The 13486-nt window shown below is 44.2% G+C and carries 11 protein-coding genes; all 11 read right to left on the bottom strand.

Annotated features, from left to right (window positions below; all coding sequences use genetic code 11):
* Positions 1-30 precede the first annotated feature (30 nt).
* Genes ftsA through ACI882_RS00630 form a run of 11 tightly spaced genes read right to left on the bottom strand, consistent with a single transcriptional unit; the run spans position 31 to position 13478 of the window.
* Positions 31-1266, bottom strand: a complete 1236-nt coding sequence (gene ftsA, locus ACI882_RS00680; protein ID WP_411744514.1) for a cell division protein FtsA — start codon at positions 1264-1266, stop codon at positions 31-33.
* 20 nt (positions 1267-1286) lie between these two features.
* Positions 1287-2057: a cell division protein FtsQ/DivIB gene (locus ACI882_RS00675; protein WP_411744504.1), complete on the bottom strand. Its 771-nt coding sequence runs from the start codon at positions 2055-2057 to the stop codon at positions 1287-1289.
* An 8-nt stretch (positions 2058-2065) separates the two neighbouring features.
* A complete protein-coding gene (locus tag ACI882_RS00670; RefSeq protein ID WP_411744503.1) occupies positions 2066-2965 on the bottom strand; it encodes a D-alanine--D-alanine ligase in 900 nt (299 codons plus the stop codon).
* Positions 2958-4403: a UDP-N-acetylmuramate--L-alanine ligase gene (gene murC / locus ACI882_RS00665; protein WP_411746331.1), complete on the bottom strand. Its 1446-nt coding sequence runs from the start codon at positions 4401-4403 to the stop codon at positions 2958-2960. The genes ACI882_RS00670 and murC overlap by 8 nt, the downstream gene beginning before the upstream one ends.
* A complete protein-coding gene (murG, locus tag ACI882_RS00660; protein ID WP_411745666.1) occupies positions 4400-5458 on the bottom strand; it encodes an undecaprenyldiphospho-muramoylpentapeptide beta-N-acetylglucosaminyltransferase in 1059 nt (352 codons plus the stop codon). The genes murC and murG overlap by 4 nt, the downstream gene beginning before the upstream one ends.
* Positions 5455-6642 (bottom strand): putative lipid II flippase FtsW, encoded by a 1188-nt coding sequence (gene ftsW / locus ACI882_RS00655; RefSeq protein ID WP_411745667.1) that lies wholly within the window; start codon positions 6640-6642, stop codon positions 5455-5457. The genes murG and ftsW overlap by 4 nt, the downstream gene beginning before the upstream one ends.
* Positions 6639-7973, bottom strand: a complete 1335-nt coding sequence (gene murD / locus ACI882_RS00650) for a UDP-N-acetylmuramoyl-L-alanine--D-glutamate ligase (protein WP_411745668.1) — start codon at positions 7971-7973, stop codon at positions 6639-6641. Before murD ends, ftsW begins: the two co-directional genes overlap by 4 nt.
* A 1-nt stretch (position 7974) precedes the next feature.
* Positions 7975-9057 carry a phospho-N-acetylmuramoyl-pentapeptide-transferase gene (gene mraY, locus ACI882_RS00645; RefSeq protein WP_411745669.1) on the bottom strand — a complete coding sequence of 361 codons (1083 nt, stop codon included), beginning with the start codon at positions 9055-9057 and terminating at the stop codon, positions 7975-7977.
* Entirely contained in the window at positions 9057-10397 is a 1341-nt protein-coding gene (locus tag ACI882_RS00640) for a UDP-N-acetylmuramoyl-tripeptide--D-alanyl-D-alanine ligase (protein ID WP_411745670.1), read from the bottom strand. The genes mraY and ACI882_RS00640 overlap by 1 nt, the downstream gene beginning before the upstream one ends.
* Positions 10387-11835 carry a UDP-N-acetylmuramoyl-L-alanyl-D-glutamate--2,6-diaminopimelate ligase gene (locus tag ACI882_RS00635; protein ID WP_411746330.1) on the bottom strand — a complete coding sequence of 483 codons (1449 nt, stop codon included), beginning with the start codon at positions 11833-11835 and terminating at the stop codon, positions 10387-10389. The genes ACI882_RS00640 and ACI882_RS00635 overlap by 11 nt, the downstream gene beginning before the upstream one ends.
* Positions 11832-13478 (bottom strand): peptidoglycan D,D-transpeptidase FtsI family protein, encoded by a 1647-nt coding sequence (locus ACI882_RS00630; RefSeq protein WP_411746329.1) that lies wholly within the window; start codon positions 13476-13478, stop codon positions 11832-11834. Before ACI882_RS00630 ends, ACI882_RS00635 begins: the two co-directional genes overlap by 4 nt.
* Positions 13479-13486 lie beyond the last annotated feature (8 nt).

The raw sequence follows: 13486 nt of genomic DNA, 5'->3' as shown, positions 1-13486 counted from the left end.
TGCCGCCTGACCGACACTGATTTTTTACTACTAAAACGTATTCGCAATCCAGTTTTTAAACGACTCCCAACCGGACTGCTGGTGGTGGTGTTTATGTTTTTGCTTGTGCTTTGCTTTTGATGGTAACTTTTTACCTGAGTGCAACTGCTGCAACGCGTATTGCAACAAACCTACACCGGTGGCATGAATAGGATTATTCACAACGTCTGATAAACCAGACATGCCTTGAGGTGATGCCAATCGGACCGGCACATGGAAGACTTCTTCAGCCAATTCAACCGCGCCTTCCATTTTCGCTGTGCCACCTGTCATAACCAGACCCGCTGGAATCATGTCTTCGAAACCACTGCGTCGTAGTTCTGATTTAATTAACGAAAACAATTCTTCATAACGAGGTTCTACTACTTCCGCCAATGCTTGTCGCGTTAACTCACGCGCACTGCGGTCGCCGACACTAGGTACTTTTATAGTTTCGCCTTCTCCAGCTAGTTGAGACAAGGCACAAGCATATTTGATTTTTATATCTTCAGCGTGTTGCGTAGGTGTCGCAAAGGCCATTGCAATGTCATTTGTCACCTGATCGCCTGCAATTGGAATTACCGAGGTATGACGAATTGCGCCCTCTGTAAATATAGCGATATCGGTTGTACCACCACCAATGTCTACCAAACAAACGCCCAACTCTTTTTCGTCATCGGTTAATACTGCTTGAGCGGAGGCAAATTGTTCTAAAATAATTTGGTCTACATCCAGCCCACAACGTCGAATACATTTGTCGATATTTTGAACTGCATTTTGCGCCGCCGTGACCATGTGCACTTTCGCTTCTAGGCGAACACCAGACATACCCAAAGGTTCTTTAATACCTTCCTGACTATCAATTATGTACTCTTGTGGTAGTACATGCAGAATGCGTTGGTCCGCAGGAATTGCGACAGCACGCGCGGCATCAATCACTCTTTCAAGGTCTGCCTCAACCACTTCTTTATCTTTGATAGCAACAATGCCATTACTGTTTAAACTACTAATATGACTGCCAGCAATTCCGACATATACCGAGTGAATATCACAACCCGACATAAGTTCTGCTTCTTCAATAGCACGTTGAATGCTTTGGATCGTTGATTCAATATTTACAACGACGCCTTTTTTCAGTCCGCGAGAAGGGTGTGATCCTAGCCCAACTATTTCTAGGCCACCTTCTGCTGTCACTGTTCCGACAATGGCAACGACTTTAGATGTACCGATATCTAAGCCAACCAGCATTTGTCCTTTCAGCGGTGATGTCATTGTTGCACCTCAATTTCTTCATTTTCATGATACAAAATGGCTACGCCATTTGGGTACCGAGCGTCTATCGACTTTACGTGGTCCAATTTATCGTGCGCTTTGATTACATCTACAACGCGCCTCGATCTTTCTAATACATTCCGATCACCTAAAGCTATATTTATGCCATCGGTAATCTGCAATTCCCATGCACCCCTAGAGTGCAATGTTACCTTCTTTACTTGGGAGTCGACACTGTCGATAACCCTTGAAAACTGTAAATAATGTTCCATGACCTCTAGTGCTTTTTGTTCTGGTCCATTTAACTGCGCTAATGTCATTTCAGTAACCGGTCGCTCCAAAGCCAAACCTTCACTGTTTAAAACTCGCTGGCCATTCCAAAGTGCAACTGGCTGATATTCTGTTACCGATACAACTAAGGTATCCGGCCATTTTTTACCTATTGCAGCACTTGATATCCAGGGTAAGCGCTGCACTGCTATTCGTACTTCTTCAACGTCGGTTACGAGTAAACTTTTCCCGATAAACGGCGCCACTACATATTGAAAATCTTCGTTATTTTGATAAACCAACACTGAGTCTAAACTTACTTGCTTAACCGGCATTGGTGTCCAACTAATTGGACCAATATGACTGCCGCCCACCAACAATGCACTCACAAAAAGCATGACAATTAACCCCAACCCTATTGGCTTTAACCAAGGTTTGATGTCTATCGGCGACTGCCTCCGTGTAGCGCCTTTGCTTTTACGTTTTTTTGCTGCCAACCTGCTACCTAAATTGTATCAATTATGTTTTTCATTAACTGCGCGGTGGTCCAACCTTTTGCACGCGCAGACATCGGCACCAAACTATGGCTCGTCATGCCAGGAATCGTGTTTACTTCCAAAATAAACAGCTCTCCTTGATGATTCATCATTAAATCCACTCGGCCCCAACCATGACAACCCAATGCATCAAAAGCAGACTTGGCGACATTTTGCACATACTGTTCTTGCTCATCAGATAAACCACTCGGGATATCGTAAATAGTGTCGTCGCTTATATATTTAGCTTCGTAGTCATAAAACTCTGTAGTCGACTTCATCGACACAACTGGCAATAATTCATCACCAACAATACCCACGGTGTACTCTGGTCCGTCTATAAATTGTTCGACCAATATGTCTGTATCGTATCGCAAGGCTATTTCAACTGCTGGTACAAGCTCTTCTTTACTATTAACCCGACTAATTCCAATACTTGAGCCTTCCGTCGCTGGCTTAACAAACACCGGATAAGTTAGCGTCGTTTCTGCTTCCTTTGCTGCAGCTACAGAGTTAACAACAATACAATCAGCGGTCGGCAAACCCGCAGCTCGAAATATTTGTTTGCTTCTATATTTATCCAAGGCGATTGCAGAGCCAATGACGCCACTACCGGTAAATGCATAACCATGCCACTGTAAAACGGCTTGCAAAGTACCGTCTTCGCCAACACCGCCATGCAATACTGGAAATACTACATCGGGCTTTTGCTCTTTTAACCATGGAACAAGCATTTCCGTATCAAGCATATCTAAACTGACCACTTCGTAGCCAGCTTCTTTAAGCCCTTCTATTACCGTTTGGCCACTCATCAAAGCGACATCGCGCTCTGAAGACATTCCACCATAAATAACAGCAACTTTATTCATCAACTTTAAACCCTAATTGGCTATTTGCTATTCGCAATGACAAAGCACCTACATCACCGGCACCTTGGGTTAACAATAAATCACCGTCTTGCAATACATCAGTGAGTATCGAGAATATTGATTCTTTATCTTCAACAAATATTGGATCAACCCGACCACGCTGGCGAATACTACGGCATAAACTTCGGCCATCGGCACCCGCAATTGGGTCTTCACCTGCGCTATAAATGTCGAGTAGAATTAATACGTCCACTTGCGATAGTACTTCAACAAAATCTTCATATAGGTCACGAGTCCGCGAATAGCGATGAGGCTGAAACACAGCAACTAAGCGACGTTCTGGCCAGCCCGTTTTTATGGCTTCAAACGTCACAGCAAGCTCCCGAGGATGGTGACCGTAGTCATCCACCAACATCACCTGACCTTTTGGCGTATCAAAATTACCATTGACCTGGAAACGTCGACCTACACCATCAAAATTTTTCAAACCATTCACAATCGCTTCGTCAGTCACGCCTTCATCAGTGGCCACGGCAATTACCGCCAGTGCATTCAACACGTTGTGATCGCCTGGCATTTTTAATTCAACTTCAAGCTCTGGTTTATTGGGTCGTTTAACTGTAAAGAGCGTCACTAACCCTTGTTTGCGGATATTAACGGCCTGCACGTCGGCATCGTCTTTTAAACCGAATGTCATCACAGGTCGATTGATGCGCGGCATGATCGACTGGATATTTTCGTCATCTGAGCACAAAACAACCAAACCATAGAATGGGACGTTGTGCAAAAACTCTACATAGGCGTTCTTAAGATTTTCAAAATCACCACCATAAGTACCCATGTGATCTGCATCGATATTAGTAACGATGGCCGTCATGGGTTGCAAATGTAAAAACGACGCATCGCTTTCATCAGCTTCTGCCACTAAGTACCGACTAGTTCCTATCCGTGCATTGCTGCCGGCACTGTTCAGCTTGCCACCAATAATGAAGGTTGGATCAAAATCCTCTCCGGTCATGACCGAGGCCATCAATGAGGTCGTCGTCGTCTTGCCATGCGCACCTGCAATTGCGATTCCATGCCGATAACGCATTAACTCAGCCAACATTTCAGCTCGGCGTACAACAGGAATACGGTGTGCAACTGCCCACTTAATTTCTTCATTCTCTTTATCGATTGCTGAGGAGACCACAACAACATCAGCACCAAGTACATAAGCTTCTTTATGACCAAAATTAATCACCATACCCAGTGTACTTAAACGCTCGGTTGTTGGTGTAGACTTAAGGTCAGTACCAGATATTTCATAGCCTTGATTCAACAATACTTCGGCAATACCGCACATGCCCACGCCGCCGATACCGATGAAGTGAATTCGTCGAATACGGCGCATTTCGGGAATAGGAAAACCAGATCTTCTCTCTGAGTTAAAAGTCATAACTGTTTCCCTACTACATTTTTAATGTGTTCAACCATAATTTCTGCCGAGTCTCTTATACCAATATTCCAAGCATTGTCTGCTCGAGCGACTAATTCATCGCGATGTTCCTGCCAATACTGCAATCTCTGCGCTAACTTCTCAGCAGTAAGTGTTTTTTGCTCTAACACTTCAGCACAATTAGCATCACTGAGCCATTGAGCATTTTTATATTGTTGCTTGTCGCCATGCCAAGGGTACGGTATTAAAATGGACGGCAGACCGACCGCAGCTAATTCCGATACCGTTGAAGCCCCGCTTCTCGCAACTACTAAGTCTGCCCATGTGTAAGCGTCATGCATGTCTTCAATAAATTCGCTTACTGTGGCATCAGGTTGGATGTAACCTTTGCTGACTGATGCCTTTTTACCCTTACCTGTTTGATGCCAAATTTTTATTTCTGATGACAATAGTGATACTGCCTTCGGCATTAATTCGTTAATGGCTTGTGCGCCTAAAGAGCCACCTAAAACTAATACTTTTAACTTTTGAACTTTTGCTGTCTGACGAGTTGACGGCAGCGGTAAATTAGTCAAATTTTTACGAACCGGATTACCCACAATTGGATGTTGCTCCGCAAACGTATTTGGAAATGCTTGCAAAACCAAGCTGGCACTTTTAGCCAATTTTTTATTTGTCAGCCCTGGCGTGCCATTTTGTTCATGTAACACTAAAGGAATATTTAACCAAGTCGCCATTAACCCACCCGGAGCTGAAGGGTATCCACCAAAGCCAACCACGGCATCTGGCTTTTCTTTTCTGAATAACCAAAAACATGCCCATAGAGAAAGCAGCAAATTGATAGGCGTCATAAGCTTGCGAAGTACACCGCCATGCCACGCTGACACAGGCAGCCCATGAAACTTATATCCAAGCTTCTCAACAATAGATTGCTCCATACCCCGTCGAGATCCTAACCATTGAACATGGTTACCATTTGCCTTTAATGCTTCAGCAACGGCAGCAGCCGGGAAAATATGCCCGCCGGTTCCTCCGGCCATAATCATGATATTCATTTAGCTACCTTCGCATCTGCCATTGCTAAGGTTTCGCCATACACTCTATTCACAATTGCGATTAACCCGATGCAGACAATTAAACTGGTGCCTCCGGCACTAATAAATGGCAACGTTAATCCCTTGGTCGGCAAAAGGCCGGTATTAACACCGATGTTAATGAAAGCTTGTAAGCTAAACAAAATACCGATGCCGTAACATACAAAGCCACCAAACAAGTTATTCTTCAATTCGGCTAAGCGACCAATTTTAAAAATACGTTTAATCATAATTGCGTAAACAAACAACAAAGCCAAAACGCCAACAAGCCCTAATTCTTCTGCAATAATGGCCACAATAAAGTCGTTATGTGCTTCTGGCAGATAAAATAGCTTCTGCATAGAATTGCCAAGACCCACACCGAACCACTCCCCACGACCAAAGGCGATAAGTGATTGAGTGAGCTGATAGCCACTACCATAAACATTTTCTGGTGCCCATGGATCCATAAAAGCTAACAGGCGAATTACACGGTAACTTTGTGAAAAGGCCATTATAGAAACAGCACCACAGGCTGCGATCATCGCCAAGAAAAACTGACCTGGTTTTACGCCACCTAAGAACAACATGCCCAAAATAGTGCCCATTACAACAACCACTGAACCGAAGTCAGGCTCTAGTAGCAACAAAGTCAACATCAAGCTTAAAACGAAAACTGGCTTCAAAAAGCCTGACCAACTGCTTATCACTTCGTCTCTACGTCTCACTAAATAAGCTCCGACATAGAGGATCATTGCAACCTTACCCAATTCAGACGGCTGAAAACCAATAGGACCTAAGTCTATCCACCGTCTACTACCCTTAATTTCTTGACCTATACCCGGTACCAAGACAATTGATAGCAGTAAAAAAGCAAACAGTAACAACAAAGGACTACTGTTTTGCCAAACCGACACAGGAATCACTGAAATGATTCCCGCGAAAACCAAACCTAAAACCAAATAAACGCTATGGCGTAAAACAAAGTGATATGGAATACCAAACATCTGCTGACTTACATCAACACCGGCAGAGCCAATCATGACTAAACCAAATAACAGCAATGCCGCACAACTACCCAGCAATACTTTATCTGGTTGCCACATCGGCTGATAAGCTCGTGCTAAACGATCATTTACGATAGGGAAGCTAACTTGCGCAGTCATGCGTTTGCCTCCACCCATTGAACAAAGGCATTACCGCGATGCTCAAAATTATCGAACTGATCGAAACTGGCGCATGCAGGTGACAACAATACAATGTCACCTGGTTGAGCAATATTTTTTGCCAACTTCATCGCTTGATCCATTGACTCAACGCGCTCACTTCTTACGATTAACGCATTGAGTGAGGGTGCATCTTCACCAAAGCAATAAACCATTTTACAAACTCGTTCGCATGCTTCTATTAGTGGGCTAAAATCTTGATTCTTACCCTGCCCGCCCAGCAAAAGAATGATGTTTTTAGTCGCTAGCCCTAAGCCACTTATAGCTGCTAAGGTAGAACCAACATTGGTTGCCTTAGAATCGTTGAAGTAGCTGACTCCATCAACGTTGGCTATTTTTTCACAACGATGCGCTAAACCAGTAAATTCTCTCAAGGCTAGCAACGTTGCATTTCGATCATTGCCAATTGCATCGGCAATTGCGATCACAGCCATGGCATTGCTAATGTTGTGCTCGCCGGGTAAGGCTATTTCTGTAACATCAATAATGTTGCTAAAGCCTTGAACAATATAGCGTTGATTATTTTCTTCACGAACTCCGTACTGACCTAAATCGGGCTCATTTAATGCAAAAGAACTTACTTTTACACTATCGGGCACTAAAGGTGCCGTCATAACATCGGCTCGGTTATAAATAGCGTGCTTGGTACCAAAGTAAACACGCTGTTTCGCTTGTTGGTATTGAGCCATAGAAGCATAACGATCAAGATGATCTTCGCTAACATTTAAGATGCATGACACATCGGCATTCAACTTTGGCAGCAACTCTAACTGAAAACTGGATAGCTCCAATACAGCCACATCAAAATCATCGTCAACAAAGTTCAATACAGCATTGCCAATATTGCCGCCTATCAACGCTTTTTGTTCGCCATTGGCAATAGCAACTCCCAACCAGCGCGTTACAGTAGATTTCGCGTTGGAGCCGGTAATCGCAATGACTTTGCCAGAAAACTCATTTAAAAATAGCTCTATATCACTGGTGACTTGAGCACCATTTTCAACGGCACGTTTTATTTCTGGTGTAGCCAAAGCCACACCTGGGCTCATCACTAGTGTTGTAGCTCGGGCCAAAAAGTCTTCGTTAAAGCCACCGGTGATCACTTCAATCTGCGGAAATTCCAGTTGCATTTCGCTTAAACCAGGAGGGTTAATGCGACTGTCGATTACTGAAAATGATTTTCCACGCGCAGCAAGATAGCGCACACAGGACATGCCTGTGAGACCTAAACCAACAACACAATAGTGTTTGTCTGCTGCAATTAATGTCATATCAACGAATCTTCAATGTTGCTAAGCCAACTAAAACCAGAAAGACGGTAATTATCCAAAATCGGACAATAACACGAGGTTCTGGCCACCCTTTTAATTCAAAATGATGATGCAATGGTGCCATTCTAAAAATACGCTTACCGGTAAGCTTGAATGATGCAACCTGCAATATTACTGAGACAGTTTCCGCTACAAACACACCGCCCATAATAAATAAAACCAATTCTTGTCTAACGATGACAGCGACTACACCTAGAGCAGCGCCTAAACTTAACGACCCAACGTCACCCATAAAAACTTGAGCCGGGTATGTGTTAAACCACAAGAAACCTAATCCTGCGCCGACCATTGCCGCGCAAAATACAATTAGCTCACCCACTCCTGCAACATAGGGAATTTGTAAATACTGAGAGAATACTGAATGGCCTGTTGCATAAGCAAAGACACCAAGCGCACCACCCACTAAAACAATAGGTAAAATTGCTAGCCCATCAAGACCATCGGTTAAGTTCACGGCATTAGAGGTACCAACGATCACAAAGTAAGCCAGAACAATAAACATGGCGCCCAAAGGAATAGCGATACTTTTGAAAAACGGTACAAACAAAGTGGTTTGATTTGGGGTATCGGCACAGTAAAACAAAAAGACGGCCGCACCAAAACCAATAATGGATTGCCAAAAGTATTTATACTTGGCCGACAAGCCTTTGCTGTTGCGTTGTACCACCTTACGGTAGTCATCTACCCAACCTATCCAAGCAAAACCTGCAGTCACAATAATGGTCACCCAAATATAGCGGTTGCTTAAATCAGCCCATAACAATGTCGAAATTAATATGGAAATAATAATCAGCGCACCGCCCATGGTTGGCGTGCCGGCCTTAGTCAAATGTGATTGTGGCCCATCACTGCGAACTGCTTGACCTATTTGGTTTTTCTTTAATAGTCGTATTAATTTTGGACCTAGTATCAATGAAACAATGAGTGCGGTTAACACACTAAAAATAGAACGCAGGGTTAGGTACTGCAGAACTCTAAAGCCGGCATCAAATTGCTCTAAAAACGGTGTTAACCATACAAACATTAGTCGTTCCTCTTTAAGACATCTACAACACGTTCCATACCTGCAGAACGAGATCCTTTAACCAACACCGCTGTTGTACTTTCTAATTTTGAAGGCAAAACCGCTAATAAATCTGACATACTTTCAAAGTGGTGACCGCCGAATGCATCTGTAATATGAAAAGCATGACGACCGACACTCCAAATATTTTTTACTTTGCCGCGCGCATAATCACCCACGTTTCGATGATGATTAGTAGACTCTTCACCTAATTCACCCATATCACCCGCAATGAGTAAGGTGTCATCGCCAAGTTGCTCTAGAACATCAATGGCTGCCATAAATGAAATAGGATTCGCATTGTAGGCATCGTGTATAAGCGCACCACCATGCTTAGATTCAAGCGGCTGCAAACGCCCCGCTTCTGGCTGCATTTTGCTTAAGCCTTCGGCAATGTCCAAAGACGATACACCGGCAAGCCAAGCTGTTGCTGCAGCAGCCGCGGCATTCATTGCCATGTGCATTCCAAACATACCCCAACTCACTGAAATATCACCATCAGGTAGCCCAAGCGTAAACTCGCTGCCATACGAAGAAGCGCTGTAACTTAATAAGCAAACGTCAGCGTCTGTATGTTTACCAAAGCTCACCACTTTACGATCGCCTGCACGTTTGAGCCATTGACCAAAATGCGGGTCATCTTGATTTAAAACACACCCACCTTCTAAGTCAGTTCCATCAATTATTTCACCTTTGGCTTTGCGAACACCATCTAAACCGCCAAAACCTTCGGTATGCGACTCACCTGCATTAAGCAATAAACTTATATGAGGTTTAGATATTTGGCATAGCCAATCAATTTCACCTTGAGCACTAGCACCAAGCTCTAGCAATACGCGCTGATGATCTTCAGTGAGTGCAAACCAAGTTTTAGGCACACCAATATCATTATTGAAGTTGCCTTCAGTGGATAACAAACCAGGCTGCATCGAAAATATTTCTTTTAACATCGCGCGTGTGGATGTTTTACCCACACTGCCAGTTAACGCGATAACTTGACCACTAAACGCTTCACGAATAATTTGCGCAATGTAACCTAGCGCTTGTCGAGTATCTTTCACTAATACTATCGGTAACTCGCTTTCAACCGCGGATGAAACAATAAGTGCCACAGCACCTTTTTCCGTCGCTGCTTCTATATAACCGTGCCCATCGAAGCTTGGGCCCTTAAGTGCAACATATATATCACCTGCTTGTAGCGTACGAGTATCTGTTGATATCCGAATGATTTCTTGATCTCCACCCATTAACTCGCCACCACATTTTCTGGCCAAATCAGACAACATAGGTTTACTCCACATCTCGTGTTTCCTCCCACAATTGAACTGTCTCTTGGTCTGAAAAAGTGTGCCGAGCACCACCGATTTCTTGATAGTTTTCGTGACCTTTGCCGGCAATCAGAATGACATCATCTTGCTCGCACCAATCCAGGGTTTTCAAAATAGCTTCTTTACGATCGGCAATAATTCGGTAATCGGCTTGATCACTAAAGCCCGTACACACGTGCTCTATTATTTTGGCAGATGACTCATTTCGCGGGTTGTCGTCCGTTACCACTATAAAATCGGCACCGGCCTCTGCTGCGGCCGCCATTTGAGAACGCTTACCCGTATCACGATCACCGCCACATCCAAAAATAACACCTAATCGACCAGAAACATGTTCACGACATGCTTTTAAGGCATTGGTCAGTGCGTCTGGTGTGTGGGCATAATCTACAACTACGGCTGGCGCATGAGGCATTCGCATCATTTCCATTCGGCCATGAACCGAGTGCGTATTTGAAATAACTCGAGCAGCGGTATTAATGGGTATACCTTCTGCAAGTAGCACAGCGAAAGCCGCCAGTGCATTACTTAAATTAAAGCGACCTAACAGGCGCAAGTTTAAATCAACATGACCAAACTCTGTTTCAACCGTGGCATCAATACCCGCTGAGTGCGGACGAATGGAAGTTGCACAGATATCTGCAGTTTGTTCAATTCCGTAGGTCCAAATTCGATCGGCCTTGACTTGACTTAAATGATCTCGAGCCCATTGATCGTCAATATTAACAATTGCATTTTTTAGGCTAGGCCACACCATTAACTTCCACTTGGCGTTGCCATAAGCATCCATAGTGAGGTGATAATCTAAATGGTCACGGCTTAGATTTGTAAACACCGCTGTAGAAAAAAGCACGCCATCTACACGACCTTGATCAAGCCCATGCGACGAAACTTCCATGGCACAAAACTCTGCGCCTTGTGCTCTCTGTCTTGCTAATTCTTTATGCAGTCTGACGACATCTGGCGTTGTATTTAGAGTTTCAGATAATTGTCCCCATAAACCCTGGCCGTTTGTGCCGATAATTCCACAACGCTTTCCGAGATAATCAAGCGCTTGAGCAACGTACTGGCAGGTCGAAGTTTTACCATTGGTTCCCGTGACTCCAATCATTCTCATTTGTTCAGTTGAGCTGTTATAAAATGAATGCGTGAGTGCACCTAATCGTTCTTTTAAATTTTCGACGACACAGACTGGAACTGATTTGTGAAATTCGATTGGCTTTTCACACAACACCGCGCTGGCACCATTTGCGATCGCATCATCAATAAAATCATGGCCATCAACTTTAAAACCTGCGAGTGCAATAAAAATGGTATTCCGTGTCACTTCGCGACTGTCTATTGTTAGCTGACTCGCTTGAATGCCAGCTAAGTCTGGGCACTCTGGCAACCACTCCATCATCGATTTCATGAGCGATATCCTTGAGCCAGTAACGGGGTCTTATCTGGTTTTATACCCAACAAAGGTAATGCTTGCTGCATAAAGCCTTTAAAAATAGGCGCTGCAACTTCACCACCATAATATTGATCTTCAGGAGGTTCGTTTATTACCACAACAGTCACAATTTCAGGGTTATCTGCAGGCGCTATACCGACAAACGACGATAAGTATTTTGAATCGTCATAGCCGGCACTACCTACTTTATGAGACGTACCCGTTTTACCCGCAACACTGTACCAATCAAGATTCGCACGCCGTGCTGTACCGCCTGGCTCGACCACTGTTTTCATCATATCAATAACCGTTCTAGCCGCCGCAGGTGAAACCACCTGAGTCACATAATCTGGGCTCGGCGAATCTTTAATAAGTTTTGCATAAACGCGCTTTCCGTCATTCGCCAATGTTGCGAAAGCCTGCGCTAAATGCAAAGGCGTAATTGCCATGCCATAACCATATGAAAGCGCACCTTGAGTCACTTCATCCCAATTTAACGGACTAGGGATTGAGCCGGTTGCTTCACCTGGATAGCCCAAGCCAATAGCATCACCTAAACCAAAATCATAAAGCGTCTGCCAATAGGTTTGCTTTGGAATATCGGCCGATAGTCGTGCAATACCAACGTTACTGGATTTTTGAATAACCTCAGTCGCTGTTAACGTGCCGTAGTTTCGGAAGTCACGAATTGAAAAACGTCCTAGTTTCATGTAACCAGGGCTAGTATTTATTTTCGTATTCTTACCCACTAAACCTGCATCTAGTGCGATCGCCATAGTAATCGGCTTCATCACTGAGCCGGGTTCAACCAAGTCGGTAACCGCTCTATTGCGTAAGGCCGATGGGTCTAGTACTGAGCGGTCATTTGGGTTGTAACCGGGCTGATTTACTAGTGCCAATATTTCACCGGTATGAATATTCATCACCACAACCGAGCCAGATTTCGCACCAAAACTGGCTATGGCCTGCTTTAATTCTCTATAAGCTAAGTATTGCAAACGAAGATCAATCGTTAAGCTTAAGTTTTTACCCGGATGAGCAGCGGTTAACTCACCAACATCACGAACAGACCGTCCGAGTAAATCTCGAACTACTTCTTTTTTACCAGATACTGCCTGCAATTGAGCATCAAACGCCAACTCAACGCCCTCTTGGCCTTGATCATCAACGTCAGTAAAGCCGACCACGTGAGAAACGACTTCGCCTGCGGGGTAATAACGCTTATATTCTGACTGGCCATAAACACCCGGTAGATTTAGCTCAATAATTTTATTTGCAGCTTCAGGCGTCATATGGCGCTTAACATACATAAAGGCGCGATGCTGCTCGGCTCTGGTTTTAAGAACTTTACTTGAAACACCCACTGCTTTCGCTAGCGCAGGAATATCTTCTGCTTTTATCTCACGAGGATCCGCCCAAATAGAAATAACCGGCGTACTGACTGCCACAGGATCGCCATTACGATCCGTTAACATACCGCGCGGCGCATTTATTACTTCGACACGCTGCCACCGTGAAGTACCCTCAGATATTAGGAAATCTTTTTGCAACACCTGCAAATAGACCACGCGCCAAACTAATGCCGCTAGCAAAGCTAGCAACACTATCTGCGCGGTCATATATCTCC

It is taken from the genome of Reinekea sp., from assembly GCF_046710285.1.
In the GTDB taxonomy this organism is placed as follows: Bacteria; Pseudomonadota; Gammaproteobacteria; order Pseudomonadales; family Natronospirillaceae; genus Reinekea.
Note: the sequence above shows the minus strand (reverse complement) of the source record. Positions and strands in the feature narration are given on the sequence as shown.